The sequence below is a fragment of the Streptomyces sp. NPDC041122 genome, assembly GCF_055592445.1.
This window is the reverse complement of sequence record NZ_JBVIYQ010000001.1, coordinates 762,612-787,148: the sequence shown is the minus strand read 5'-3', so window position 1 is coordinate 787,148 and position 24,537 is coordinate 762,612. Positions and strand designations below refer to the sequence as shown.

Genomic DNA, 24,537 nt, shown 5'->3' with positions numbered 1-24,537 from the left:
CCCTCGGCATCGCGTCGTGAACAGGACCCCCGCCGCCTGCCGCGCCGTGGTCCCGGGAGGCCCCAACTGCCCCGTATCGTCCGCCTCGTGAGGCCCGACGGCTCCGGACAGGGTTCTATGCCCCCCTGCATGATCGCAAGGTGGGCACAAGGGGTTTACCGGTCAGGTGAGGGATGGGCGGGATCTACCGGGACGGGAGAGCTCAGACGGGTGCGAATGTTGCCGAAGTGCTCGCGTATGGCCCGCTCCGCCCGCAGCGCGTCCCCCGAACGGACCGCCTCCAGGATCTCGCGGTGCTGGCGGCAGGTGATCTTCGGGTCCTGCGGAACGTCCACCAAATCGGTACGGACCCGGTGAAAGGCGTCCCAGAAGGCCTCCAGGACCTCGCCGAGGAGCAGATTGCCGAGGCCTCGGTAGAGGGTGGCGTGAAACGCGCGGTCGGTCTCGGCGCGCACGGTGGCCTCGGCGGAGGCCGCCTCGCCCTCCATCCGCTCGACCAAGGCGTCCAGTTCGGCCAGATCCGCCTCCGGCACCCGGCCCGCGAGGCGCGCGATGAGCCCGGTCTCCACGGCCTCCCGCAGCTCCAGGAGCTGGAGCAGGCTGTCCTCGCCGCGGTAGTGGCCCGCGACCGTGCGGAAGGCGAGGCCCTCGATCATCGGGGCCACCGACATCGGGCCGACGTACGTCCCGAAACCGTGCCGGATCTCGACGATGCCCATCGCCTGGAGCGCCTTGAGGGCCTCCCGGACGGAGTTCCTGCTGACGCCCAGGCGCTCCATCAGCTCGGGCTCGGTCGGCAGGGAGGCCCCGGAGGGCAGCCTGGAGTCGATGATGAGCTTCTTGATCCGCTCCTGGATGTCGCGCGCCATGGCGCAACGTTAGCGGTACGGATACGGGGGCGAGGCCCCGTCCGGACACGACGAAGGCCCCCCGCGTGAACGGAGGGCCTTCGCTGTCTGTGCGCCGCCAGGGACTCGAACCCCGGACCCGCTGATTAAGAGTCAGCTGCTCTAACCAACTGAGCTAGCGGCGCCTGCTGACCTGGATAACTCTACCGGATGTCCGGGGGTGCTCCCGACCACCCGGCGGCCCCGCGGCGGGGCCGGGGGCGGGCCCGGGGAGGCGCCGGGCGGCGGCCGATCCATCATTCGGACCGTCAACATGCGGTATCCCGGGACAGTTGCGAAACTGACGGACGTGCAGATGCGCGGAGATTCTTTTACGGGGTGTGAGGGGAATCGCATGGAGGCCCCTCCGGTATTCGAGGAATTCACGCCGGAGAGCGATTGCGGCTGTCCCGGCTGTATTGACCGGCGCCGCACGGCGGCGCACAATCCACCGCCCCGGTTCGGCGGCCACCCGGCGGCGCACGGCGCCCGCCGGGCCCTGGTCCTCGCCGCGGCGGCCGGCACGGTGCTCGGCGGCCAGGCACTGCCCGCGGTGGCGTCGGCCGAGGTGGGCGGCGTGCCCGCGGCCCCGGGGGCGGTCCCGGCGGACGACGGCCCGGACAGCCCGCAGGGCACCATGGGCCCGCTGCACGGCGGCGCGGGCGACCCGACGCAGGGCCCGTCGAAGGCGCCGGTGCCCCGGAAGACCACCCGGGCGGAGATCATCGCCAGGGCCGAGAAGTGGATCGCGGCGAAGGTGCCGTACGACATGGGGAAGTTCTGGTCGGACGGCTATCGGCAGGACTGCTCGGGCTTTGTCTCGATGGCCTGGAATCTCGCGGGCAACGAATGGACGGGCAGCCTCCCCACCCATGCGGTGCGTATCGCGAAGGAACAGCTGCAGCCCGGCGACATTCTTCTCTTCCACAATCCGGCGGACCCCACCAAGGGCTCGCACGTGACGATTTTCGGCGGCTGGACGGACGCCGCGCACGCGCATTACACGGCGTACGAACAGACCCGCCCGCACGCCAGGAAACAGGCCACCCCTTATGGCTACTGGACCAACGCCGGCCGCTATCTGGCCTATCGCTACAAGGGCGTCACCGAGGTCACCCCGGGCGCCCCGGTCTCCACGATGTCGCCGTATCCCGGCGCGCGCTCCTTCGGGCCCGGCGCGAACAACACGTACGTGACCCAGCTCGGCAGGGCGCTGGTCGCCCGGGGCGGCAAACGCTTCTACCGCTCGGGTCCCGGCCCGCGCTGGACCGAGGCGGACCGCAGGGCGACGCAGGCGTTCCAGCAGGCGCAGGGGTGGCGGGGCAAGGACGCGGACGGGCTGCCGGGGCCGACGACGTGGTCGTACCTGATGAAGGGGAAGGGCCGGAACATCCCCGCGGCGGGCGGTGCGGGGCCGCAGGGACGGCCCGGCGGCGGTGCGGGGACGGCCGTGGGCGCGAGCACGAGCGCGGGTGTGGGTGTGGGCGCGGGTGTGCCGGCCTACCCCGGCCGGGACGTCTTCCGGCCGGGCCGGACCCATCCGGCGATCGAGCGGCTCGGCAGAGCGCTGGTGAGGAAGGGCTTCGGCAGGTACTACACGCGGGGTCCGGGGCCGCGCTGGGGCGAGGGCGACCGGCGCAACGTGGCGGCGTTCCAGCGGGCCCAGGGCTGGCGGGGCGCGGCGGCCGACGGCCTGCCGGGGCCGGAGACGTGGCGGCGGTTGTTCCGGTGAGGGGGACGCGGGCCGGTCCGGACGGCCCCTCGCCCGCCCCGCGGCACGTCCGCGGTCCCGGGCCCCGGCGCGCAGGTCCGGGCACGAACGAGAACGGCACGATCGAGTCGGAGGCACGAATGAGTCGGAGGCACGGATGAGTGCGACGGCGGCTTCCCAGCCACAGTCCCCTCGGACCTCTCAGTCACCGAAGTCGCCCCAGCCACCGCAGTCCCCACCGCCCTGCCCGCCACCGCAGTCACACCAGACCCCACAGCCCCCGCAACCCTCGCAGTCCCATGACTCTCCGTCGTCCCCGAGGCTGTCGCCGTCCGACGGGGCGGCGGGACCGTCCGACGGAGCGGTGGGGCCCGTCCTCGCGCGGGCGCCACGGCTGATCCAGGGTGAGGCCACCACCGAGATCCCCGTGCACCTGCTCTTCCGCGACGACCCGGACGACACGGCGGGCGTCCGGCTCCCGCCCGCCGTGGTGCGGCGCCGGCAGGGCACCGGCGAGCAGCCCCGCACGCCGCGGCGGCCCGCGCCGCCCGCGTTCCAGCCCCCGCCGCGGCCCGTGCCCGACGTCGACCTCGCGCTCGCGGAGCGCCGGGCGCGCGTCCTGCCGGGCCTCGCCGGGGTGCTCGGCGGCTGTGCGGGCGTCGCCGGGTGCGCGCTCTCGCTCTGGTGGGCCGGCGTCCTCCCGGATCCCGCGCTGCGGGTGACGGGCCTGCCCGGCTACGGGGGCGGCGGCCTCGGCGCCGCGCAGTGGGCGTCGCTCGCCGGGTCCGGGACGCTCGGCCTCTTCGGGTTCGGCGGTCTGGCCCGCGGGCGGGTCGGCAGGGCCTGGGTGCTCAGCCTCTTCGGCCGCTACCGGGGCACGGTCCGGCGTACGGGCCTGGTGTGGGTGAACCCGCTGCTGCTGCGCCGCCGGGTCGACGTACGGCTGCGGCACTGGCGGAGCGAACCGATGCCGGCGGTGGACCGCTGCGGGGTCGCCCTGCGCGTGGTGCTGCTCGTGGTGTGGCGGGTCAAGGACCCGGCGCGGGCCACCCTCGCGGTCGAGGACCACCAGGAGTACCTCCGCGAGTGCGTGGAGGCGACCACGGCGCGGGTGCTCTCCCGGCTGCCCGCGGACGCCTTCCACGACGAGGCCCCGACCCTGCGCGACGCCGATGCGGTGGGCGCCGCGCTGACCCGGGCGCTCGCCGCGGACGCGGAGGCGGTCGGCGTGCAGATCTTCTCGGCCCAGCCGACCCGTATCGAGTACGCCCCGGAGGTCGCCGCCGTCATGCAGCGCCGCCGGGTGGCCGCGCTGGACGCCAGGCACCGCGACACCGTGCTGACCTCGGTGGTCGACTCGGTCGAGGACACGGTGACCCGGCTGACCACCCGGGGCCTGGTGGCGCTGGACGACTACGAGCGCAAGGCCTTGGTGAAGGACCTGACGGTGGCGTTCTATACGGGCCATGGAGAACCCCGCTGATCACCCCGCGCCTGCCCCCACCCCTGCCCCCGCCCCTCCCCGGACCCACGGCTCCCCGGGCCCCGTCGGCTCCCTGGACCGCCTCGCCGCCGACGCCCGGCGGCTGACCGAGGGCGTGCCGCGCGCCGTCCTCGGGATCGCGGGCCCGCCCGGCACCGGCAAGTCGACCCTCGCGCGGGCCCTGGCCGAGCGGATCGGCGCGGACGCGGCCTACCTTCCGCTGGACGGCTTCCACCTCTCCAACGACCAGTTGGCGCGGCTCGGCCTCACCGGCCGCAAGGGCTCGGAGCCGAGTTTCGACGTGTCCGGTTACGTCGCGCTGCTGCGCCGCGTGCTCGACGAGCCGGGGCACGACATCTACGTACCCGACTACGACCGCACGCTCCACGAGCCGATCGCGGCCCGTCACCTCGTCCCGCCGGCCGCCCGCCTGGTGATCACCGAGGGCAACTACCTCGCCTGCGATCTGCCCGGCTGGCGCGCGGCGCGCGGCCTGATGAGGGAGTGCTGGTACGTGGACGCACCCGCGGAGGTACGCCAACAGCGCTTGATCGAAAGGCAGTTGGCGGGCGGGCGTGCCGCGCGGGAGGCGGCGGAGTGGGTCGCCGTGAACGACATGCCCAACGGTGAACTGGTGGAGTCCTCGCGCGGCCGATGCGGACGGATCCTCTCCACGATTGGTATGGACATGTTCAACTACCGGCAATAATCTGAGGCTTGGTCTAGACCGCAGTGCACGCACGTCCCACGGAACTCCCCATGTTCGGCAGGAGCGGCACATGCGAAACAAGAAGATGTACGCGGCCCTGGTCGGTCTCGGTACGGTCGGCGCGTTCGCGCTCTCCTCCGGTGGCGCCAGCGGTCACGGCTACACGGATCTGCCGGCCAGCCGGCAGATCAACTGCGCCAAGGGCGTGGTGAGCAACTGCGGTTCCATCCAGTACGAGCCGCAGAGCGTCGAGGGCCCCAAGGGCTTCCCCGCGGGCGGCCCGGCCGACGGCAAGATCTGTTCGGCGGGCATCGCCGGTTTCGACCAGCTCAACTCGCCCAAGACGCCGGGAGGCGGGGCCTGGCCGACGACGAAGGTCAGCGGCGGCCAGAACTACACCTTCCGCTGGCAGTTCACCGCGCGTCACCGCACCACCGACTTCAAGTACTACATCACCAAACAGGGCTGGGACGACAGCAAGGCGGTGACCAGGGGAGCCCTGGACACCACGCCGTTCCTCAGCGTCCCGTACAACAGCCAGCAGCCGCCCGCGACGCTGTCGCACAGCGGCACCATCCCCGGCGGGCGCAGCGGACACCATGTGATCGTCGCCGTCTGGACGATCGCGGACACGGCGAACGCGTTCTACGCCTGCTCCGACGTCCAGTTCTGAGGAACGCTTGAGGAACTTCCCCCTTCCTCACGGGTAGGTTCTGCGCACGCCGTGCCGACCACACGGTGTGCGCAGAGCCGTGCACGGCGCCGTGCGACGGCCCGTTCGTCCGTATCGGGGGATGCTCATGCAGTTCTTCTTCTACGCCGTGCCCACGGTCATCGCCTGCGGCGTGATCCTCATGGCGGCCCGGGTGGTCCGGCGCTCGGCGCAGGTGAGCCGGGCCTGGAACAGCGGCCTGACGGCCGAGGCCCGCTGCCTGCGGACCTACACGACGACCAGCGGCCACCGTGGCCACGACCACATCTCCACCACCCTGCACCACGTCTACGAGTTCACCACCCGTGAGGGCCGCACGGTCCGCTTCGAGGAGGAGGACGGTCCGGCGACGACCGTGCAGGGGGACGTCGTCACCGTGCGCTACACGGCCGAGCGCCCCGACGCGGCGACCGCGTACGCGCCGCGTCCGTTCGCGATGGCGGCCGGCACGGTGGGGACGCTCTGCTTCCTCGCCCTGATGCTGGCGTTCTGCGTCTTCTTCGTCGTGCAGGTGCACGACGGCTTCGCCTCCGACGGCTTCGGCGACGACATGCCGTAAGGGAAAGAGACCACCAGGACTGCCAATCTGACGGTACGTCAATTACCGTGCACCGCCATGAAGTCCACCGGAACGACGGTCGCGGAACTCGTGCGGGCGCGGTGGGGCGACCACCGCACCGGGCTGCGTCACACGGGCGGGGAGCTGAGCCACCACCAGGTGACGGCGGGCGCGGCGGCGAGGGCCGCGCTCCTCGGCGACCTGCTGCCGCGCCGCGGCGCGCCGCACATCGGCGTCCTGCTCGACAACACCCCGGAATTCCCCCTCTGGCTGAGCGCGGCGGCCCTCGCCGGGGTGGCGGTGGCGGGCATCAACCCCACCCGGCGCGGCCCGGAACTGGCCCGCGACATCCTGCACACCGAATGCAAGATCCTGGTGACGGACGAGCACCACCTCCCCCTCCTCGCCCACCTCGAACTCCCCGGCGTCCGCGTCCTGTCGACCGGCACACCCGCCTACGAGGAACTGCTCGCGCCCTACGCCGACGCGAAGCCGGAGATCGCGCGGACCGTGCACCCCGGCAGCCGCATGCTGCTCTACTTCACGTCCGGCTCGACCGGCGCGCCCAAGGCGGCGATCTGCAGCCAGGGCCGGCTCGCGGCGGCCGGCGCGTCGCTGGTGACGCACTTCGGGGTCCGGCCCACGGACACCCACTACATCTGCATGCCGCTCTTCCACGGCAACGCGGTGATCGCCGACTGGTCGCCGGCGCTCGCCGCGGGGGCGGCGATCGCGCTGCGGGCCCGCTTCTCCGCGACCCGGTTCCTCACCGACGTACGGGAGTTCGGGGCGACGTACTTCACGTACGTGGGCCGCGCGGTCCAGTACGTCCTGGCCACGCCCGAGCGCCCGGACGACCGGGAGAACCCGCTGCGGGTCGGGTTCGGGACCGAGGCGGGGGCGGTGGACGCGGCGCGTTTCGAGGAGCGGTTCGGGGTGCGGCTCGTGGAGGGGTACGGATCCTCCGAGGGCGGCGCGGCGATCCAGCGCACCCCGGGCACGCCGGCCGGGGCGATCGGCCGGGCCGCACCCGGGGACGACCTGGCGGTGCTGGACCCCGACACGCTCCGGGAGTGCGAGGCGGCGAGCTTCACCGCCGACGGCCGCCTCCTGAACGGCCGCACCGCGATAGGGGAGTTGGTGAACCGCGGCCCGAACCCCTTCGAGGGGTACTGGCGCAACGAGGAGGCCCGGGCGGAACGGCAGCGGGGCGGTTGGTACTGGACGGGCGACCTCTTCTACCGCGACGCCGAGGGCTATCTCTACTTCGCGGGGCGCACGGACGACCGGCTCCGCGTCGACAGCGAGAACCTCGCGGCGGCGATGATCGAGAACATCCTCGCCCGGTACGCGGGGGCGGCGGCGGTCGCGGTGTACGCGGTCCCGGACCCCGTGGCGGGGGACCAGGTCATGGCGGCCCTCGCGCCCCCCGCCGGCACCTCCTTCGACCCGCTCGCCTTCGCCGAGTTCCTGCTCGCCCAGCCGGACCTGGGCACGAAGATGGCGCCGCGCTTCGTACGGGTGCTGGAGCGGATGCCGGTGACGGCGACGAACAAGGTGGCGCGGTCGACACTGCGGGGCGAGGGCTTCCGCTGCGGGGACCCCGTGTGGTGGCGCCCACCCGGCGCCACCACGTACCGCCTCCTCACGCCCTCCGACGTGCGGGACCTGGTGGCCCAGTACGGGGAGCGGGGCCGGGGGGCGCTGCTGGACGGCTGAGGGGCCCTCGTCCGCGGCCGGGGGGACGGGGGGCTGGGTTCTCCCACCCCTACCTGCGGGTGCAAACAGCCCCGCCGCTCCGCGGCGGATGTTCCCACCCACCCACCCGTTTACCCCGCACCGTCTTGCGGGAGTAGGGGCGGGCGGGTGGGCCACCCTGCGACGGGCGCCTGGCGCCTGGCGCCGGGCGGCCTGCGGTTGGCGTGGGGTCGTCCCACCGGGCCGCACGCGCGTACGAGACGGGAGGGGACGTGGGGGTATGTGCGCACGGAGCACCGAGCACGCTGTAGCAATGTTGTCCGCGAGGCGCGACGCAGGGATAGCGAGTACGTACATACCCCCGCGGCCCCGCACCCAACGACGGGTACTAGGCGCAGACCCCAGCCCAGTCGCAGACGCCACGCCCCCGCATACCGTAGGCCCATGATCCGGGGGAACCACACGCGGCCGTGGCGCAGCGCCGCCTATCTGTTGACCGGTGCCGTCCTGGGCGTCACCGTTCTCGCCCTCACCCTGACCCTCACCCTCGCAGGCCTCGCCCTCACCCTCGTCCTCATCGGCCTCCCCCTCCTCGCCGCCGTCCCCCTCACCGGCCTCCCCGTAGCCGCCCTGGAACGCCGCCGCGCCCGCATCCTCGGCCCGGACCTCGCGTCCGCCACACCCCACCGCACCCCCACCACCCCCGGCTTCCCCGCCTGGCTCCGCCTCCGACTCACCGAGCAGGCGACCTGGCGCGAACTCGCGTACACCGCCCTGCTCGCCCTCGTCCTGTGGCCCCTGGACCTCCTCGTCCTGGCCTGCACCGTGGCCCTCCCCGCCCTCCTCCTCGCCGCCCCCGCCCACCTCGCCCTGTCCACCGGCGACGGCGGCGTCCGCCCCGCCAAGCTGTGGGTCGTCGACAGTTACCCCGAGGCCGCCGGCACCGCGCTGCTGGGCCTCGTCCTGCTGCTCGCCCTCGCGCACCCGCTCCGCGCCTACGCCGCCACCCGCGCCGCCCTCACCCGCTTCCTCCTCGCCCCGCGCGAGACGGAACTCGCCGGCATCCTCGCCGAGGTCACCCGCTCCCGGGCCCGCCTCGTCGACGCCTTCGAGGCCGAACGGCGCCGTATCGAGAGGGACTTGCACGACGGCGCGCAACAGCGCCTCGTCGCGCTGACCATGACCCTGGGCCTCGCCCGCCTCGACGCACCCACGGAAGGACCCCTCGCCGACCGCCTCGCCACCGCGCACGACGAGGCGGGCCACGTCCTCGCCGAACTGCGCGAGCTCATCCACGGCATTCACCCCCAGGTCCTCGCCGACCACGGCCTCACCGCGGCCATCGAGGACATCGCCGACCGCTCCGCGATCCCCGTCCGAACGGACACCAGCGCCACCAACGACACCAGCGCCACCAACGACACCAGCGCGACCAACGACGCCAGCGCCACCAGCGAGGAAGCACCCCGCCCCCTACCCCGCTTCCCCCGAGCCGTGGAGTCCGCCGCCTACTTCGCGGTCCGCGAGCTCCTGGCCAACGTCGGCAAACACAGCGCCGCCACCCAAGCCCGCGTCACCGTCATCCACACCACCGCCACCCACACCACCGCCACCCACACCACCGCCACCCACACCACCGCCACCCACACCACCGCCACCCACACCACCGCCACCCACACCACCGCCCAGGCCACCACCCACACCGCCGCCGACGGAGTCCTCCGCATCGAGGTCCACGACGACGGCCGCGGCGGCGCCGACCCCGTGCGCGGCACGGGTCTGACGGGCCTCGCCGACCGCCTCGCCGTCCTCGATGGCACACTGACGCTCGCCAGCCCGCAGGGCGGCCCGACCACCGTGTCGGTGGAGATCCCCGTGGAGTCCCCTTGCCCGGCGCCAAGTTGAGAGTCGTCCTCGCCGAGGACAGCGTGCTGTTGCGCGAGGGACTCGTCGCGGTGCTCGGCAGGTTCGGACACGAGACGGTCGCGGCGGTGGGCGACGCGGACGCGCTGCGGCACGCCGTGTCCGCGTACGAGCCGGACATCGTGGTGACCGACGTACGGATGCCTCCGAGCTTCCACGACGAGGGTCTGCGCGCGGCGGTGGAGCTCAGGGAGCAACGGCCCGCGCTGCCCGTCCTCGTGCTGAGCCAGTACGTCCAACGGTCCTACGCCGCCGAGCTGTTGGACTCCGGCGACGGCACCGGCGTGGGGTATCTGCTCAAGGACCGCGTCGGCCAGGTCGAGCAGTTCATCGCGGGCCTCACGCAGGTCGCGGAGGGCGGAACGGTCGTCGACCCGGAGGTCGTACGGCAGTTGCTGCGCCGTCGCCGCGACCCGCTGGAGCGGCTGACCCCGCGGGAGCGCGAGGTGCTCGGCCTCGTCGCCGAGGGGAAGTCGAACGCGGCGATCGCCGCCGAACTCGTCGTCTCCGAGGCGGCCGTGGGCAAGCACATCGGCAACATCCTCGGGAAACTGGGTCTGCCGCAGAAGGACGGGACACACCGCAGGGTCCTCGCGGTCCTCGCGTATCTCCGGGCGTGAGGCCGGCCACGCCACCGGACCCACGCGCGTGAGGAACCCGTGCGGAAGGAACACAAGTCGGTAAAACCGCTCGCCTGACCTATTACGATCCAGACCCATGAGCGCGCCCGAACACCCCGGAACACCCGCCGCCCCGGACGAGACCCCGGCCCCCACCCTCACCGATGAGCCCGCCGCCCCGGCCGGCACCGACGAGGCCCCCGCCCCCACCCCGGCCGCCCGCGCCCGCAGGGCCCGCATCGCCGCGGCCTCGCTCCTGATGGCCGCGGCGGCCGTCGTGCTCGCGCTGCGCCTGGCCAGCCGCTCCTCCGTCCTCGTCGTCGGCGTCTACGGCCTGCTGCTCATCCTCTGCGGCGTGGTGATCGAGCTGAGCCGCCGCGGCCGTACCCGGCTCGGCAGCTATCTGCTGGCCGCGGGCCTGGCCGCCGCACTCGTCATGGACGGCTTCGTCCTTTCCTGACCCACCTCGGGCACCCCGCCATGACCCACCGCCATAACCCCACCGCCATAACCCACCTCAGGCACCCCGCGCTCACGACTCCAGATACCGCAGCACCGCCAGCATCCGCCGGCTGTAGCCCGTGGTCCGGGAGAGTCCGAGCTTGTCGAAGATCGCGTTGAGGTTCTTCTCGACCGCGCTCAGCGAGATGTGCAGCTTCTCCCCGATGGCCGCGTTGGTGTGCCCCTCCGCCAGCGCTTCCAGGACCGTCCGCTCCCGCGGCGTGAGCCGGGTCAGCGGGTCGGCGTGCGTGGTGCGGATGAGCAACTGCCGTACGACCTCGGGGTCGATGGCCGCACCGCCCGCGTGCACCCGCTCCAGCGCGTCGAGGAACTCCTCGACCTGCGCCACCCGGTCCTTGAGGAGGTAGCCGACCCGCTCGGCGCTCGAAGTGAGCAGCTGCGCCGCGTAGTTGCGCTCCACGTACTGGGAGAGGACGACCACGCCGATCTCCGGGCGCAGCGCGCGGATCCGCACCGCGGCCCGCAGGCCGTCGTCCGTGTGGTCCGGCGGCATGCGGATGTCGGTGACGACGACGTCGACGCCGGGGGCGTGCGCCTCGACCGCGCGCAGCAGGGCGTCGCCGTCGCCCACGGCGGCGAGGACCTCGTGGCCCTCCTCGGCGAGCAGCCGGACGAGGCCCTCCCGCAGCAGGGTCGAGTCCTCGGCGAGGATTACGCGCACGGCAGCTCCGCGGTGATCGTGGTGGGTCCCCCGAGGGGGCTGTCGACGCGCAGGGTGCCGTCGAGCGCGGCGACCCGGCTGCGCAGTCCGGTCAGTCCGCTGCCCGCCGGGTCCGCGCCGCCGGTGCCGCTGTCGCGGACGAGGACGGTGAGCGTGGTGCCGGTCCCGCGCACCCGGACGAAGACCTCGTCGGCCGCCGCGTGCTTGGCGGCGTTGGTCACGGCCTCCGAGACCACGAAGTACGCGGCGGTCTCGACCGGCGAGGGCAGCGGCCCGGTGTCCGGCACGTCGTACTCCATGCGCACGGGGAGCGCGCACCGCTCCGACACCCCGCCGAGCGCCTCGCGCAGGCCCAGGCTGTCGAGGGCGCTGGGGTAGACCCGCCAGGCCACCTCGCGCAGTTCGGTGAGGACCTCCTGGGCCTCCTTGTGGGCCTGTTCGAGGAGCGCGTCCGCCCGCTCCGGGGTGCGGCCGCGGCGAGCCCGGCCGAGCAGCATGGCGAGGGCGACGAGCCGCTGCTGGACGCCGTCGTGCAGATCGCGCTCGACCCGGCGCCGCTCCACGTCGACCGCGCGCACCACCGCGGCCCGGCTGGTGGCCAGTTCGTCGATGCGCCGCCGCAGCAGCTCCTGCTCGGAGGGGCCGAAGCACGCGCGGGCGAGGCGGGCGTCCTGGTCGGTCAGTGCGCGCAGCCCCTGGACGGCGAGGAAGAGCAGGGTGCCGCCGAGGACGACCTGGCCGGCCAGGTCGGCCCAGGTCATCGAGGTGTGCGGGAGTGACACGGCGAAGATCCCGGCGAGGACCGCGCCGAAGTCGACCAGGGCGACCACGACGGCGCAGAGCAGCCCGGAGTACGTACGGGCCGCGAGGTAGCGCAGGATCCGGGCGTCGTCGGCCCGGTGCTCGGGGAAGGTGTCGCGGAAGAAGAGGGAGCGGCGGCGCCGTTCGAGGGCGGTCAGCCCGCGGGCGCCCGCGGCGAGCAGCGCGTGGGCGCGGCGGCGGGTGCGCGGCCAGAGCAGGAAGGCGCCGAGGGTCGCGCCGGCCGCGGCGAAGTACACCAGGCCGAGCAGGGCGGTGAGGCAGCCGACGAGTACGCCGGAGACCCTGAGCAGAAACGGGGCGGCCACGGGCTCCTTCACGCCGTCCGACACTAGCCGAGCCCTATTCGGCACGACGGTGCCGGGCTCCCGCCCCGGCCCCGTCCCGGGATGTCTTCCGGGAGCGCACCCGTACCGCCACGTACACCGCGATCGCCCCGGCGGCGAGGACGAGGACGGCCTTGGAGAGGAGCCCCACGTATGTCTCGACCGCACCCCACTGATCGCCCAGCCAGTAGCCCGCAAGGACGAGGACGGAGTTCCAGACCAGGCTGCCCGCGGTGGTCAGGGCGAGGAAGAGCGGCAGCCGCATGCGCTCCACGCCGGCCGGTACGGAGATCAGGCTGCGGAAGACCGGCACCATCCGGCCCAGGAGCACCGCCTTGGTGCCGTGCCGCGCGAACCACGCCTCGGTCCGTTCCAGGTCGGCCGCCTTGACCAGCGGCAGCCTCGCCCACAGGGCGTGCATGCGCTCGCGCCCGAAGAGGACGCCGATCCCGTAGAGGACGGCGGCGCCGGCCACCGAGCCGAGCGTCGTCCAGAACAGCGCGGAGAACAGACTGATCACGCCCTGACCGGCGGCGAAGCCGGTGAGCGGCAGGATCACCTCGCTGGGCAGCGGCGGGAAGAGGTTCTCCAGGGCGATGGCGAGCCCGGCGCCCGGGCCGCCCAGCACGTCGACGAGGCCGGCGGCCCAGCCCGCGATGCCGCCCGCGGGTTCCTGGGGGAGGGCGAGAGTCGTGAGGTCCATGCATCTCACGGTAGAAAGCGCAGGTCAGCGGCGGTATGCGGGTTGCCGTCGAGAAGGGGTGCGGTTTACCGCAGCTCGGCGGGGGCCGGTCGGCGGCTGGTCAGGAGCACCCCTCGGGGCCAGGTAGTATTAACGAGTCAGCAGGCGCCGCTAGCTCAGTTGGTTAGAGCAGCTGACTCTTAATCAGCGGGTCCGGGGTTCGAGTCCCTGGCGGCGCACTTGCGAATGCCGAAAGGGCGTTCCCGGTCTCCGGGGGCGCCCTTTCGGCGTACCGGCGCCCCCGCCTCAGATCGCGAGCGACAGCAGCACCGGCGCCGCCCCGCGGTTCAGGGTGTCCGCGGCCTCCCGCAGCCGGTGCGCGTGCTCCACCGGCAGGGACAGGGCGAGGCACCCCACCGCGGACCCCGCGGTGATCGGCACCGCCGCGCACACCGTGCCGACCGCGTACTCCTGGAGGTCGAGGACCGGCACCGTCGCGGGCTGCGCGGCGAGCCGGTTCAGGAGGACCCGTTCGTTCGTGATCGTCCGGGAGGTGAGCCGCGCCATCTTGTGCCGGGAGAGGTGGTCCCTGCGGCCGTCGACGTCGAGCTGGGTGAGCAGGCTCTTGCCGACCGCGCTGGCGTGGGCGGAGGAGCGGAAGTCCACCCACTCGTTGACCGCCGGGGTGCCGGGTCCGGCCGCGAAGTCGGTGACGCGGACCTCGCCGTCCACGTACCGGCTGATGTAGACCGCGGCGCCGATGGAGTCGCGCAGCCCGTCCAGGGTGCGCTGGAGCTGCTCGCGCAGCGCCTCGGCGTGCTGGTGGGCCGAGCCGAGGCGGCCGAGGGTCTCGCCGGTCACGTACGCCCCGGAGGGGTCGTCGGCGAGCTGCTCGACGTATCCCTCCTCGCGCAGCATGTGCAGGAGCGGGGTGAGCCGGTCGGCGGGCAGTCCGGTGTCGCGGGAGATCCGGGCGGCGGTCACTCCGGTGCCGTGCCGGGCGACCGTCTCCAGCACCCGCAGGGCGCTCTGGACGGAGCGGTGCGGGGTGGTCGCCTCGTGCTGCAACGCCACGGCATCCCCCTGCGTGGAACGGTTCCGGACAGCTGGACTCCGTTCCACGATAGCGGCCAAGTGGCGCATTTGGAGCGTGGGTTGACGATATTGGCGGCCCGCACCCGCCGCACCGGCGGGAACGCCTCGCGCTGGCATATGCCCAGGTCATTGCCCGTCAGGATCCGGGCCGTGCCCCGGGCGGTTCGCCCGGGGCACGGCCCGGAGCGCGGTCAGAGCACCGCGCTCAGGAACTCCCGGGTCCGCTCGTGCTCGGGCTCCGTGAAGATCTTCTCCGGGGACCCGGACTCGATGACGCGGCCCGAGTCGAACATGAGCACCTGGTCCGAGATGTCCCGGGCGAAGTTCATCTCGTGGGTCACGCACAGCATGGTGATGTCGGTGGTGTGCGCGATGTCGCGGAGCACGTCGAGGACGCCCGCCACCAGCTCCGGGTCGAGCGCCGACGTCACCTCGTCGAGCAGCAGCACCTGCGGGCGCATCGCCAGGGCGCGGGCGATGGCGACGCGCTGCTGCTGGCCGCCGGAGAGCTGGGTCGGGTACGCGTCGCAGCGGTCGCCGAGCCCGACCAGGTCGAGCAGCTCGCGGGCGCGCACGTCGGCCTCGTCCTTGGACATGCCGAGGACGGAGACGGGGGCCTCGGTGATGTTTCTGAGCACCTTCATGTTCGGGAAGAGGTTGAACTGCTGGAACACCATCCCGATGTTCTTGCGGACCTCGCGGACGTGCTTCTCGCCGGCCGGGACGAGCTTGCCGTTCTTCTCCTCGTGGGTGAGGTATCTGCCGCCCACCTTGATCGTGCCCTGCTCCGGCTTCACCAGCGTCATGAGCAGGCGCAGGATCGTCGTCTTGCCGGAGCCGGAGGGGCCGATCAGCGTCACGTGCTTGCCGGAGGCGACCGAGAAGTCCAGCTCGTCGAGGACCGTGTTCGAGCCGTAGCGCTTGACGACCTTGTCGAAGCGGATCAGCTCGCTGCCGTCGACGGCGGGGTTGGTGGTTTCCTGGGAAGTGCTGCTGTCAGCGGACAAGGCGACGCTCCAAAACTCGCAGAAGAAGAGAGGCCGGGTAGGCGATGACGATGAAGGCGACACCGACCACGCTGATCGCCTCGTAGGTGAAGGTCGTCTGGCTGTAGCCCTGGGCCTGGCCCAGCATGTCGAGCGCGCCGATGGCCGCCATCTGCGGCGACTCCTTCAGCATGACGATCACGTAGTTGCCGAGGGCGGGGATCACCCGGCGCACCGCCTGCGGCAGGATCACGGACGTCCAGGTGCGGCGCTTGGAGAGGCTGAGCGCGGTCGCCGCCTCCCACTGGCCGGCCGGCACGCCGTCGATCCCGGCGCGGTAGACCTCCGAGGTGTACGTCGAGTAGTGCAGCCCGAGTCCGACGATGCCCGTGGTGAGCGGGGACATCGAGGGGCCCCACTCCGGCACCACGTAAAACAGGAAGAACAGCTGCACCAGGAGCGGGGTGTTGCGGATGAACTCGGTGACCACCGTGACCGGCCAGCGGATCCACTTCTTCTCGGAGCGCTGGGCGACCGCCCAGACCAGGCCGAGCGAGAAGGCGATCAGGGTGCCGAAGAGCAGCGCCTTGAGAGTGAGCTCCAGGCCGTCCCAGAAGAGCGGCATGAAGTCGTCGACGTGCGACCAGTTCCAGTTCACTTGGCGGCCCCCGCACCCGTGATGACGTCGATCGAGGACTTGGAGCGCAACCCGCCGAACAGGCCCGTCTTCTCCGGCGCCTGCCCGACCCGCTTCTTGGCGTGCCGCTCCAGGATCCGCATGGCGCGGGTGAGGACGAACGCGAAGACGAAGTACAGGGCGAGCAGCAGGGTGTAGATCGGCGCGCTCTCGTTCTTCACGAGGCGCAGCAGGTCACCGGCGAAGGTCATGTCGGCCACCGCGATGAGCGAGACCAGCGAGGTGCCCTTGAGCAGTTCGATGAGCAGGTTGTTGAACGGCGGGATCATCTCCGGCCAGGCCTGCGGGAGTTCGATGCGGCGCAGCCGCTGCGCCGGGGTGAAGTTCAGGGCGATGCCCGCCTCGCGCTGCGCGACCGGCACCGCGGCGAGCGCGCCGCGCACGATCTCGGAGGCGTACGCGCCGTAGGTGATGCCGAGCGCGAGGATGCCCGCGAACATCGGCTGGAAGCTGATGTTGAAGACCGGCGGCACCGTGAACGCGATCCAGAACATGAAGACCAGCGACGAGGTGCTGCGGAAGATCTCGAAGTAGGCGCCGGCGAGGAAGCGCACGATCCACAGCCGGCTGGTGCGCAGCACGCCGATCGGGAAGGCGATCACGAAGGCGAGGGCGGCGCTGAGGAAGGTGACCTGGACGGTGATCCAGACACCGGGCAGGAACCAGTTCGTGAGGAACTCCGACGACATCATGAGGAGGACCCCTTCGCCGGTGGGCACAGCTTCCGCACGGTCAGGTCGGTCATCTCCGCCTCCGTGAAGCCGAACGGCTTGACGATGCGCAGGAGTTCGCCGCTCTCCTTGAGCTTGTGCAGCTCCTTGTTGAAGGCGTCCCTGAGGTTCTTCTCGGAGAGCCGGAAGGCGAAACCGCCCGCGCCGTAGGCCGGTTCGCCGTCGACGACCGGCTGGAAGGGCTCGGTCGCCTCGACCCGCGGGTTCTTCTTGATCACCGTGCGTACGGTGACGTTGGTGCCGGCGAAGGCGTCGACGCGGCCCTGGGCCACGGCGTCGAGCCCGGCCACCTGGTCGGGCAGGACGAGGACGGACTTCACGCCGGCCGCCTTGGCGTAGTCGATCTCCGCGTAGGCGGTGCCGCTCGCCAGCTTCAGGCCCTTCTTGGCGATGTCCTCGTATCTCTTGATCCCGTGCGGATTGCCCTTCCTCACGATGAAGGAGTCGAGCATGAGGTAGTCGGGGTCGGAGAAGAGCACCTGCGCGCAGCGGGTCGGGTTGATGTACATGCCCGCGGAGACCACGTCGAACTGCCGGGCCTGCGTGAGGCCGGGGATCAGCGCGCCGAACTTGGTGGGCACCGCCTTGACCTCGGGTACGCCGAGGCGGGGGAAGATGACCTTGGCGATCGCCGGTGCCTCGCCGGTGACCTCGCCGTTCTCGTCGATGTATCCGAACGGGACCTCGCCCGCGACACCGATCCTGACCGTGCCGCTGTCGCGCAGCCGGTCCAGCAGATCGCCCCCCTCGACCTTCCCCTCGTCGGGGACCCGGCTGCATGCCGAGACCCCGAGAGCGCCCAGTGCCGCCCCGCCCGCTCCGGTGAGCAGGCTGCGGCGGCGGACCGCTCTGCCTATGAATCCCTCGTCGTTCCCAAGTGGTGGAGCCATGGGCGCGCGGCTACCCGACTCGAAGCAACATATGCCGATGAATTCCGGCCCCTGATGCAATCGTTGTGGTCTTGACCCAGGGAGGAGCATGGGACGCATGGCAGACCGATTCATCGAAGTCTCCCTCGCCAAGCGGGGAGTTCAGTGCACGGCAAAGCTGCTCGACGACCGGGCGCCGGTGACCTGCGCGGCGGTGTGGGAGGCGCTGCCGCTCGGCTCGGACGTCTATCACGCGAAGTACGCGCGCAACGAGATCTATGCCCTTTTCCCGGCCTTCGCGGACCGGGAGCCACCCCTGGAGAACCCCACCGTCACTCCCATTCCGGGCGACCTCTGCTATTTCTCCTTCTCCGGTACGGAACTGGGCACCCAGGCGTACGGATACGAGGCGGAGGCCGACGTGAAGGCGGGCACCACGGTCGTGGACCTCGCCCTCTTCTACGAACGGAACAATCTGCTCCTCAACGGCGACGTGGGCTGGGTCCCCGGCATCGTCTGGGGCCAGATCGTCGAAGGCCTCGACCGGATGGCCGAGGCCTGCAACGACCTGTGGCGCGCGGGCGCACAGGGGGAGACGCTGACGTTCCGGCGGAAGTGAAGCCGTCCGGCGATCGAGGACCGGGGGTCCGGGGGTGAAGCCCCCGGGTGCCTAAGCCACGGAGGGCGGCGCGACGCCTCCGGCCCCCGCCTCGTACAACGCGTGCGCCGCACGCAGCACCACCGTGTCCGCGTGGCGCGCGCCCACGATCTGCACCCCGATCGGCAGGCCGTCGCCGTCGGTCCCGCAGGGAACCGTCGCGGCGGGCTGCTGGGTGAGGTTGAAGGGGTACGTGAACGGGGTCCACCCCGTCCACCGCCGGTGCCCCGAGCCGCGCGGCACCTCGGCGCCCGCCGCGAACGCGGTGATCGGCAGCGTCGGCGTGACCAGCAGGTCGTACGTCGAGTGGAAGTGGCCCATGCGGCGCCCGAGGTCCGTCCGGACGTCGACGGCCGCCAGGTAGTCCAGCGCGCTGTACCGCGCGCCCTGCCCGCAGACCTCGCGCAGCCCCGGGTCGAGCAACGCCCGCTGCGCGGCGGACAGATGCTGCACCACCCGCGCCGCCCCGCTGAACCACAGGGTGTGGAAGGCCTCCACAGGGTCGGAGAAGTCGGGGTCGGCCTCCTCCACGTACGCGCCCTGCTCCGCCAGTGACTCCACCGCCCGCCGCACCGCCGCCGCGACCGCGGGACGCACCGCGACCTGGCCGCCCAGCGAGGGCGAGTAGGCGATGCGCAGCCCGCGCACCCCGCCGTCCAGGCCGGCCCGGAAACTCCCTGCCACCGCGCCCAGTTGGGACCAGTCGCGCGGATCGGGCCCGGTGATCACCTCCATCATCAGCGCCGCGTCCGCCGCGTCCCGCGTCATCGGGCCCACATGGGAGAGCGTCCCGAACGGGCTTGCCGGATACAGCGGCACGCGCCCGTACGTCGGCTTCATCCCGAAGATCCCGCAGAACGACGCCGGGATCCGCACCGAGCCGCCGCCGTCCGTGCCGAGCGAGAGCGGGCCGGCGCCGACCGCCACGGCCACCGCGCTGCCGCCGCTGGAGCCGCCCGACGTGCGTGCCGTGTCGTACGGATTGCGGGTGATCCCGCTCTGCGGACCGTCCGTGACGCCCTTCCACCCGAACTCCGGCGTCGTGGTGCGGCCGATGAACACCGCGCCGTGCTCGCGCAGCCGGGCGACCGACGGCGCGTCCTCGTTCCACTTCCCCTCGGGGCGCACGGTCCGCGACCCGCGCAGGGTGGGCCCGCCGCGCAGCAGGAGGAGATCCTTCACCGTGGTCGGAACGCCGTCCACGAGCCCCTGCGGCGCACCCCGCCGCCACCGCTCCGCACTGGCCTCGGCCTGTGCCAGAGCGCTCTCCGGCTCGATCCGCACGAACGCGTTCACCGCCGGCTGGGTCTCCTCGGCCCGGCGCAGCGCGGCACCGACCGCGTCGACCGGGCTGAATTCACCCTTGCGGTAACCGTCGACGAGTTGTACTGCGGTGAGATCCGTGAGCTCGGTCATGCACGCTCCTCAGTGTCCGGGTCAGTGTCCGGGGACGTATCCGCGTTCCTTGTCGACCACGTTCGCCAGCGGCCGTCCGGCCTCCCACGCCGCGTACAACTCGACGAACTGGCGGCCCAGTTCGTCACGCCAGCCGATCGTGTCACCGCTCATGTGCGGGGAGACCAGCAGGCCGGGAGCGGTCCACAGCGGGCTGTCCGCGGGCAGCGGCTCCCGCTCGAAGACGTCGAGCGCGGCGCCCGCGATCGACCGCTCGGACAGGGCGTCCAGCAGGTCGTCCTCGACCACGAGCGGGCCGCGCCCGATGTTGATGAACCGCGCCGACGGCTGCATGAGGCCGAAGCGCCGGGCGTCGAACATGCCGCGGGTGTCGTCCGTGAGCGGCGCCGCGCACACCACCCAGTCGGCGCGGGCGAGCAGCGGATCGAGGTCGCCGGGTCCGTGCAGACCGGGGCGCTCGGTGCGTCCCACCAGCGCGGTGGTGATGCCGAGCGCCTCCAGCGTGCGCGCGATCGCCCGGCCGATCGGACCCGAACCCACCACGCACGCGCGCGTGCCGGCGATCCGCTGCGACTCTCGGTGGCGCCAGGTGTGCTCGCGCTGCAGCTCCAGGGTGCGCGGCAGGTCCTTGCCGAGGGCGAGCACCAGGGCCGCCACGTACTCCGCGATGGGCTGGTCGAAGACGCCGCGCGCGTTGGTCACCACCGTGTCGGACGCGGCGAGTTCGGGACACATCAGATGGTCCACGCCGGCGCTCGCGGTGTGCACCCAGCGGGGTCTCGCCCCCGCGCCCGGCCAGGCGCGGCGCACCGCGTCCGACTGGAAGTCCCACACCAGCAACACGTCGGCGAGCGGCAGCCGCTCCGCCAGGCTGGCCTCGTCCGCGTGCAGGATCCGGGCCCGGCCGGTCAGTCCACCGAGGCGCGGGGGAGGCGCCGGTGACGGGGCGTCAAGGACGAGGACGGTCGTATCGGACATCGAGGGGAAACCGTTTCGCAATGAGGTTCCGCTTCCCTGTCGGAGGTACGGCTCCGGCGTGACACAGACACGACTTCAGCCGTCTGAGATGTGCGGATTGACCACGCTCGCACCCGAACCTACCTTCGTCAACAGAGGCACTGCTGTACCGGCAGCGCACCGAACCAGTACTCTCCGTGCAGCCGCTCCCACTCTCTGTGCGGTACGCCGCGCAGCATCCCCGTCCCGCCGTCCCGGCGCGTCGCCGGCTTCGCTCGTCCCGGCCCCCGGCCGGTCCCTGAATGCACGCACGAACTTGGGGACTGTTCATGGACGTCTCTTTCCTCGGCGGACCGCACCCTCAACGAGGTGTAGGTGTCGTTGCCCCTTTCGACTTCGTCCTCGACCGTGAACTGTGGCGGTGGATCCCGGACGAGATCTCCCTCCATCTGACCCGCACCCCCTATGTGCCCGTCGAGGTCAGCCTCGACCTGGCCCGCCTGGTCAGCGAGCACGAGACCCTCGCGGAGGCGGTCCGCGCACTGACCGCCGCGGAGCCCGAAGTCCTCGCGTACGCCTGCACATCGGGCAGTTTCGTCGGCGGCATCGCGGGGGAGCGCGCGATGTGCGAGGCGATGACACGCGAGGGCGCGGTCGCCTCGGTGACCACCTCGGGCGCGCTCCTGGAAGCCCTCGACGAGCTGGGCGCACGCCGCATCGCGCTCGTCACGCCCTACACCTGGTCGGTGACCCAGTCCCTGGAGGAGTACCTCGCCGAGGCGCACGTCCGCGTCTCGGCCCGCGCCTATCTGGGGCTCACCCGGCACATCTGGAAGGTGCCCTACCGGGACGTGGCGGACATGGCGCGCCGCGCCCTCCAGGGCAGTGCCGGCGGCTGCGACGCCCTCTTCATCAGCTGTACGAACCTCCCGACGTACGACGTCATCCCGCAACTGGAGGCGGAGCTGCGGATGCCGGTGATCTCCGCGAACCAGGTGACGATGTGGTCCGCACTGCGTCGGCTGGGTACGCGTGCGGTAGGGCCCTATCAGGCACTGATCGATCCGACGGCGCGGCCGGGCGCGAGCCCGCTCGCCCCGCCGGCCCCACCCCAGGGGCAGGGCCTGCCCGAAGTACCACCCGCAGAAGGAGGAGGCTGGACGTGACGGCACTCGGATTTCTCTACCCGGGGCACTCGGCCGAGGACGACTACCCCCGCATGGAGCAGATGCTCGGCAGCGATGTCCGGCTGCAGGTCGTCCACACGGACATCGGCGAGGACGCGCACCGGGTCGACGCGCTCCTGGAGATGGGATCGGACGCCCGGCTCACCGCGGGCGTCGAGGAGCTGCGGCTCTCCGGCGCGGAGGCGGTGGTGTGGGCGTGCACCAGCGCCAGCTTCGTCTTCGGCTGGGACGGCGCGCACGACCAGGTGCGCAAGCTGGCGATGGCGGCGGGTCTGCCCGCCTCCTCGACGTCGTTCGCCTTCGCCCACGCGGTGCGCGAGGTGGGCGCGGCCCGGGTCGCGGTCGCGGCGACGTATCCGGAGGACGTGGCCGGGCTCTTCGCGTCCTTCCTGAAGGACTCCGGCGCGGAGGTCGTCCAGGCGCGCGGCAGCGGTGTCATCACGGCGGCGGAGGTCGGCACGTGGGGCCGCGACGAGGTCTTCGCGCTGGCCCGCGACGGCGACCACCCGGACGCCCAGGCGCTGCTCCTGCCGGACACCGCGCTGCACACGGCGGCGTACGTCACGGAGCTGGAGGCGGAGCTCGGCAAGCCGGTCCTGACGGCCAATCAGGTCTCGGTGTGGGAGGCGCTGCGGCTGGCCCGGCGCAGGGTGAACGCGCCGGAGCTCGGACACCTCTTCACGAAGGAGCCGCTGGTCCAGGTCAAGGGCTGAGGATCAGCCTCACCACCGTTAACGTCTGCACCGACCCGGAGACGTAGTAGAGGACGATGGCGCCCTCGACCGTCGCCTCCCTGCGGTCGGGGTCGTCCCGTACGGGTGTGGAGCCGTGGCCGTAGGGATCCCGGCCGAGGGTGCGGGCGAGCGTGGCGCGGAAGGCGTCGGCGTCGCCCATCTTGGCGAGGGTGTCGTCGGCGGGCGGCGCGTAGGTGACACGGTGGGCCCGGCGGTGGCGGGGGCTCACGCGGTGCCCCGCCTCTCGGCCTCGTCGGAGGCCAGCCGGACGAGCCGGGCCTCCGCGGCGGGGTCGGGCACGGCCTCCAGCATCCAGTGCCGCATCACGGCGTGGATCTCGTCGACCCCGGCCGCGTTGATGGCCCGGTCGAACTCGGCGCGCCGCTCCTCGGGCAGGGCGGCGCGGATGTCCGGGAGGGTGTTGGGCACCTCGACCTCGACTCCGTCGACGAGGGTCTTCAGCGGATCAGCCATGGTCGGCACGGTATCCGGGCGGGGGCGCCCCGGTGGGGGGAATGGGCGCGGACGCCCGCGCCGACGTGCGGGGAATAAAACGGAGTGACCCTCCTGTTGTGCCGTCCAGACCTACGTGACGTACGTACGCAGTGCAGGAGGCACCCCCAGTGACAGTGGACCCGACCGGCGACGGCATCCGTGACGACCGCGGGGCGCGGCCGGACGACGACGGCATCCGCGGCGAGCGGCACGGCAGCGCGCCGGTGCCGCTGTCCGTGCTCGACCTGGTGACCGTCGGCGCGGGGCGCACCGCCACCGACGCCCTGCGCACCAGCGTCGACATCGCCAAGCTGGCCGAGGCCCGCGGTTACCACCGCTACTGGGTCGCCGAGCACCACTCCATGCCCGGTGTCGCCTCCTCCTCGCCGGCCGTGATCCTCGCCCACCTCGCCGCGCACACCGGCCGCATCCGGCTCGGCTCGGGCGGGGTCATGCTGCCCAACCACGCGCCGCTCGTCATCGCCGAGCAGTTCGGCACGCTGGAGGCGATGGCGCCGGGCCGCGTCGACCTGGGCCTCGGCCGCGCGCCGGGCACGGACGGCGCGACGGCCGCCGCGCTGCGGCGCACGGACCGCCTGAACGAGGGCGCCGACGACTTCCCGCAGCAACTCGCCGAGCTCACCCGCTTCCTGGACGACGACTTCCCCGACGGACACCCCTACCGCCGCATCCATGCCGTCCCCGGCCCCGTCCAGTCGACTTCCCCCGGCGGCGTGCAGTCCCCGCACCGCCCGCCGCTCTGGCTGCTCGGCTCCTCCGGCTTCAGCGCGCGGCTCGCCGGGACGCTCGGGCTGCCGTTCGCCTTCGCGCACCACTTCTCCGCGCAGAACACGATCCCGGCGCTCGACCTCTACCGCGAGTCGTTCCGGCCCTCCGCGGTCCTCGACGCCCCCTACGCGCTCATCGGCGTCTCGGCGCTGGCGACCGAGGACGAGAACGAGGCCCGCCGCCAGGTCATGGCCGCGGCCCTGAACATGGTCCGCCTGCGCACGGGCCGCCCCGGCCTGGTCCCCACACCCGAGGAGGCGGCGGCCCACGAATTCTCGGAGATGGAACGGGAGTTCATCACGAGCTGGAACTCCAACGTCATCCACGGCACCCCCGACCAGGTCCGCACGGGCCTCGACGACCTGGCCAAGCGCACGGGCGCGGACGAACTGATGCTCACGGCCAACGCCCACGGGGGCGAGGTCCGCCTGCGCTCGTACGAACTCATCGCGAACGAGTACGGGTTGCCTTCGGCCTGACGCGGGCCCCTGCGCGGGGCGGCACCCTCTGCCCGCGCAGTTCCTCGCGCCCCTTGACGTCAACGGTGCCGGGTGCGCCCCGTAAGGGGCGCGGGGAACTGCGCGAGCGGCCCAGGTGGACCGGCGGCCGCG

Annotated in this window: 26 protein-coding genes and 2 tRNA genes; 14 read left to right on the top strand and 14 right to left on the bottom strand. The window is 72.4% G+C overall.

All coding sequences use genetic code 11. The features are described 5' to 3' along the window. Window positions 1-155 precede the first annotated feature (155 nt). Entirely contained in the window at window positions 156-869 is a 714-nt protein-coding gene (locus ACZ6B8_RS03400; RefSeq protein WP_471089074.1) for a FadR/GntR family transcriptional regulator, read from the bottom strand. 90 nt (window positions 870-959) lie between these two features. After that, window positions 960-1,033 (bottom strand) — tRNA-Lys (locus ACZ6B8_RS03395). A gap of 209 nt (window positions 1,034-1,242) precedes the next feature. Here ACZ6B8_RS03395 and ACZ6B8_RS03390 point away from each other — a divergent pair. The 9 genes from ACZ6B8_RS03390 (at window position 1,243) to ACZ6B8_RS03350 (ending at window position 10,762) form a co-directional block, all read left to right on the top strand. Further along, a complete protein-coding gene (locus ACZ6B8_RS03390; protein WP_471606135.1) occupies window positions 1,243-2,619 on the top strand; it encodes a peptidoglycan-binding protein in 1,377 nt (458 codons plus the stop codon). 343 nt (window positions 2,620-2,962) lie between these two features. Beyond that, the gene (locus ACZ6B8_RS03385; RefSeq protein WP_471606134.1) at window positions 2,963-4,081 is read left to right on the top strand and encodes an SPFH domain-containing protein; all 1,119 of its coding nucleotides are present in this window, start codon (window positions 2,963-2,965) and stop codon (window positions 4,079-4,081) included. Continuing rightward, window positions 4,065-4,790 carry a nucleoside/nucleotide kinase family protein gene (locus ACZ6B8_RS03380; protein ID WP_471606133.1) on the top strand — a complete coding sequence of 242 codons (726 nt, stop codon included), beginning with the start codon at window positions 4,065-4,067 and terminating at the stop codon, window positions 4,788-4,790. The genes ACZ6B8_RS03385 and ACZ6B8_RS03380 overlap by 17 nt, the downstream gene beginning before the upstream one ends. 70 nt (window positions 4,791-4,860) lie before the next feature. Further along, the gene (locus tag ACZ6B8_RS03375) at window positions 4,861-5,463 is read left to right on the top strand and encodes a lytic polysaccharide monooxygenase auxiliary activity family 9 protein (protein WP_471089082.1); all 603 of its coding nucleotides are present in this window, start codon (window positions 4,861-4,863) and stop codon (window positions 5,461-5,463) included. Window positions 5,464-5,590: 127 nt separating this feature from the next. After that, window positions 5,591-6,061: a DUF3592 domain-containing protein gene (locus ACZ6B8_RS03370; RefSeq protein ID WP_471089084.1), complete on the top strand. Its 471-nt coding sequence runs from the start codon at window positions 5,591-5,593 to the stop codon at window positions 6,059-6,061. Window positions 6,062-6,118: 57 nt separating this feature from the next. Beyond that, a complete protein-coding gene (locus tag ACZ6B8_RS03365) occupies window positions 6,119-7,780 on the top strand; it encodes an AMP-binding protein (RefSeq protein ID WP_471606132.1) in 1,662 nt (553 codons plus the stop codon). Between the two features lie 423 nt (window positions 7,781-8,203). Next, window positions 8,204-9,664 (top strand): sensor histidine kinase, encoded by a 1,461-nt coding sequence (locus ACZ6B8_RS03360; RefSeq protein ID WP_471606131.1) that lies wholly within the window; start codon window positions 8,204-8,206, stop codon window positions 9,662-9,664. Further along, entirely contained in the window at window positions 9,646-10,302 is a 657-nt protein-coding gene (locus ACZ6B8_RS03355; RefSeq protein WP_471089090.1) for a LuxR C-terminal-related transcriptional regulator, read from the top strand. Before ACZ6B8_RS03360 ends, ACZ6B8_RS03355 begins: the two co-directional genes overlap by 19 nt. Window positions 10,303-10,399: 97 nt before the next feature. Next, window positions 10,400-10,762, top strand: coding sequence for a hypothetical protein (locus tag ACZ6B8_RS03350; RefSeq protein WP_471089092.1), 363 nt, complete (start codon window positions 10,400-10,402; stop codon window positions 10,760-10,762). 72 nt (window positions 10,763-10,834) lie between these two features. On the opposite strand, the gene ACZ6B8_RS03345 is transcribed toward ACZ6B8_RS03350, so the two are convergent. The 3 genes from ACZ6B8_RS03345 to ACZ6B8_RS03335 are packed head-to-tail and all read right to left on the bottom strand — an operon-like array spanning window position 10,835 to window position 13,333. Further along, entirely contained in the window at window positions 10,835-11,485 is a 651-nt protein-coding gene (locus ACZ6B8_RS03345) for a response regulator transcription factor (protein WP_471089094.1), read from the bottom strand. Beyond that, window positions 11,476-12,612: a sensor histidine kinase gene (locus ACZ6B8_RS03340; protein WP_471089096.1), complete on the bottom strand. Its 1,137-nt coding sequence runs from the start codon at window positions 12,610-12,612 to the stop codon at window positions 11,476-11,478. Before ACZ6B8_RS03340 ends, ACZ6B8_RS03345 begins: the two co-directional genes overlap by 10 nt. A 34-nt stretch (window positions 12,613-12,646) precedes the next feature. Further along, the gene (locus ACZ6B8_RS03335) at window positions 12,647-13,333 is read right to left on the bottom strand and encodes a DedA family protein (protein ID WP_471606130.1); all 687 of its coding nucleotides are present in this window, start codon (window positions 13,331-13,333) and stop codon (window positions 12,647-12,649) included. A 144-nt stretch (window positions 13,334-13,477) separates the two neighbouring features. Between ACZ6B8_RS03335 and ACZ6B8_RS03330 the strand changes: the two genes are divergently transcribed. Further along, window positions 13,478-13,551, top strand: a tRNA-Lys gene (locus tag ACZ6B8_RS03330). A gap of 67 nt (window positions 13,552-13,618) precedes the next feature. On the opposite strand, the gene ACZ6B8_RS03325 is transcribed toward ACZ6B8_RS03330, so the two are convergent. The 5 genes from ACZ6B8_RS03325 to ehuB form a co-directional block, all read right to left on the bottom strand. Further along, complete coding sequence (locus tag ACZ6B8_RS03325; protein WP_471606129.1) at window positions 13,619-14,386, bottom strand: IclR family transcriptional regulator; 768 nt, start codon at window positions 14,384-14,386, stop codon at window positions 13,619-13,621. A 212-nt stretch (window positions 14,387-14,598) separates the two neighbouring features. Next, the gene (ehuA, locus tag ACZ6B8_RS03320) at window positions 14,599-15,414 is read right to left on the bottom strand and encodes an ectoine/hydroxyectoine ABC transporter ATP-binding protein EhuA (protein ID WP_471089101.1); all 816 of its coding nucleotides are present in this window, start codon (window positions 15,412-15,414) and stop codon (window positions 14,599-14,601) included. After that, window positions 15,404-16,051 carry an ectoine/hydroxyectoine ABC transporter permease subunit EhuD gene (gene ehuD, locus ACZ6B8_RS03315; RefSeq protein ID WP_471089103.1) on the bottom strand — a complete coding sequence of 216 codons (648 nt, stop codon included), beginning with the start codon at window positions 16,049-16,051 and terminating at the stop codon, window positions 15,404-15,406. The genes ehuA and ehuD overlap by 11 nt, the downstream gene beginning before the upstream one ends. After that, window positions 16,048-16,782: an ectoine/hydroxyectoine ABC transporter permease subunit EhuC gene (gene ehuC, locus ACZ6B8_RS03310; RefSeq protein ID WP_471606128.1), complete on the bottom strand. Its 735-nt coding sequence runs from the start codon at window positions 16,780-16,782 to the stop codon at window positions 16,048-16,050. Before ehuC ends, ehuD begins: the two co-directional genes overlap by 4 nt. Beyond that, complete coding sequence (ehuB, locus tag ACZ6B8_RS03305; protein WP_471089107.1) at window positions 16,779-17,711, bottom strand: ectoine/hydroxyectoine ABC transporter substrate-binding protein EhuB; 933 nt, start codon at window positions 17,709-17,711, stop codon at window positions 16,779-16,781. The genes ehuC and ehuB overlap by 4 nt, the downstream gene beginning before the upstream one ends. A gap of 97 nt (window positions 17,712-17,808) precedes the next feature. On the opposite strand from ehuB, the gene ACZ6B8_RS03300 reads away from it, so the two are divergent. Continuing rightward, window positions 17,809-18,309 carry a DUF3830 family protein gene (locus ACZ6B8_RS03300; RefSeq protein ID WP_471089109.1) on the top strand — a complete coding sequence of 167 codons (501 nt, stop codon included), beginning with the start codon at window positions 17,809-17,811 and terminating at the stop codon, window positions 18,307-18,309. A gap of 51 nt (window positions 18,310-18,360) precedes the next feature. Here ACZ6B8_RS03300 and ACZ6B8_RS03295 read toward each other — a convergent pair whose 3' ends face one another. Further along, entirely contained in the window at window positions 18,361-19,764 is a 1,404-nt protein-coding gene (locus ACZ6B8_RS03295) for an amidase (RefSeq protein WP_471606127.1), read from the bottom strand. Between the two features lie 21 nt (window positions 19,765-19,785). Beyond that, window positions 19,786-20,742: a D-2-hydroxyacid dehydrogenase gene (locus ACZ6B8_RS03290; RefSeq protein WP_471606126.1), complete on the bottom strand. Its 957-nt coding sequence runs from the start codon at window positions 20,740-20,742 to the stop codon at window positions 19,786-19,788. 308 nt (window positions 20,743-21,050) lie between these two features. Between ACZ6B8_RS03290 and ACZ6B8_RS03285 the strand changes: the two genes are divergently transcribed. Further along, the gene (locus tag ACZ6B8_RS03285; protein ID WP_471089115.1) at window positions 21,051-21,887 is read left to right on the top strand and encodes a maleate cis-trans isomerase family protein; all 837 of its coding nucleotides are present in this window, start codon (window positions 21,051-21,053) and stop codon (window positions 21,885-21,887) included. After that, window positions 21,884-22,621: a maleate cis-trans isomerase family protein gene (locus ACZ6B8_RS03280; RefSeq protein WP_471089117.1), complete on the top strand. Its 738-nt coding sequence runs from the start codon at window positions 21,884-21,886 to the stop codon at window positions 22,619-22,621. Before ACZ6B8_RS03285 ends, ACZ6B8_RS03280 begins: the two co-directional genes overlap by 4 nt. Here the strand turns inward: ACZ6B8_RS03280 and ACZ6B8_RS03275 are convergent. Beyond that, entirely contained in the window at window positions 22,611-22,802 is a 192-nt protein-coding gene (locus ACZ6B8_RS03275) for a hypothetical protein (RefSeq protein WP_471606454.1), read from the bottom strand. The genes ACZ6B8_RS03280 and ACZ6B8_RS03275 overlap by 11 nt on opposite strands. Before the next feature lie 65 nt (window positions 22,803-22,867). Next, a complete protein-coding gene (locus ACZ6B8_RS03270; RefSeq protein WP_471089119.1) occupies window positions 22,868-23,116 on the bottom strand; it encodes a hypothetical protein in 249 nt (82 codons plus the stop codon). Window positions 23,117-23,271: 155 nt separating this feature from the next. Between ACZ6B8_RS03270 and ACZ6B8_RS03265 the strand changes: the two genes are divergently transcribed. Further along, complete coding sequence (locus tag ACZ6B8_RS03265; protein WP_471606453.1) at window positions 23,272-24,405, top strand: LLM class flavin-dependent oxidoreductase; 1,134 nt, start codon at window positions 23,272-23,274, stop codon at window positions 24,403-24,405. Window positions 24,406-24,537: the final 132 nt, after the last annotated feature.

What these genes read in the sequence shown, in the direction of transcription:
- ACZ6B8_RS03295 (WP_471606127.1), bottom strand. Translation starts at nt 19,764, where the DNA reads ATGACCGAGCTCACGGATCTCACCGCAGTACAACTCGTCGACGGTTAC.
- ehuB (WP_471089107.1), bottom strand. Translation starts at nt 17,711, where the DNA reads ATGGCTCCACCACTTGGGAACGACGAGGGATTCATAGGCAGAGCGGTC.
- ACZ6B8_RS03335 (WP_471606130.1), bottom strand. Translation starts at nt 13,333, where the DNA reads ATGGACCTCACGACTCTCGCCCTCCCCCAGGAACCCGCGGGCGGCATC.
- ACZ6B8_RS03290 (WP_471606126.1), bottom strand. Translation starts at nt 20,742, where the DNA reads ATGTCCGATACGACCGTCCTCGTCCTTGACGCCCCGTCACCGGCGCCT.
- ACZ6B8_RS03300 (WP_471089109.1), top strand. Translation starts at nt 17,809, where the DNA reads ATGGCAGACCGATTCATCGAAGTCTCCCTCGCCAAGCGGGGAGTTCAG.
- ACZ6B8_RS03285 (WP_471089115.1), top strand. Translation starts at nt 21,051, where the DNA reads ATGGACGTCTCTTTCCTCGGCGGACCGCACCCTCAACGAGGTGTAGGT.
- ACZ6B8_RS03365 (WP_471606132.1), top strand. Translation starts at nt 6,119, where the DNA reads ATGAAGTCCACCGGAACGACGGTCGCGGAACTCGTGCGGGCGCGGTGG.
- ACZ6B8_RS03400 (WP_471089074.1), bottom strand. Translation starts at nt 869, where the DNA reads ATGGCGCGCGACATCCAGGAGCGGATCAAGAAGCTCATCATCGACTCC.
- ACZ6B8_RS03380 (WP_471606133.1), top strand. Translation starts at nt 4,065, where the DNA reads ATGGAGAACCCCGCTGATCACCCCGCGCCTGCCCCCACCCCTGCCCCC.
- ehuC (WP_471606128.1), bottom strand. Translation starts at nt 16,782, where the DNA reads ATGATGTCGTCGGAGTTCCTCACGAACTGGTTCCTGCCCGGTGTCTGG.
- ACZ6B8_RS03390 (WP_471606135.1), top strand. Translation starts at nt 1,243, where the DNA reads ATGGAGGCCCCTCCGGTATTCGAGGAATTCACGCCGGAGAGCGATTGC.
- ACZ6B8_RS03375 (WP_471089082.1), top strand. Translation starts at nt 4,861, where the DNA reads ATGCGAAACAAGAAGATGTACGCGGCCCTGGTCGGTCTCGGTACGGTC.
- ACZ6B8_RS03360 (WP_471606131.1), top strand. Translation starts at nt 8,204, where the DNA reads ATGATCCGGGGGAACCACACGCGGCCGTGGCGCAGCGCCGCCTATCTG.
- ACZ6B8_RS03275 (WP_471606454.1), bottom strand. Translation starts at nt 22,802, where the DNA reads ATGGGCGACGCCGACGCCTTCCGCGCCACGCTCGCCCGCACCCTCGGC.
- ACZ6B8_RS03350 (WP_471089092.1), top strand. Translation starts at nt 10,400, where the DNA reads ATGAGCGCGCCCGAACACCCCGGAACACCCGCCGCCCCGGACGAGACC.
- ACZ6B8_RS03370 (WP_471089084.1), top strand. Translation starts at nt 5,591, where the DNA reads ATGCAGTTCTTCTTCTACGCCGTGCCCACGGTCATCGCCTGCGGCGTG.
- ACZ6B8_RS03270 (WP_471089119.1), bottom strand. Translation starts at nt 23,116, where the DNA reads ATGGCTGATCCGCTGAAGACCCTCGTCGACGGAGTCGAGGTCGAGGTG.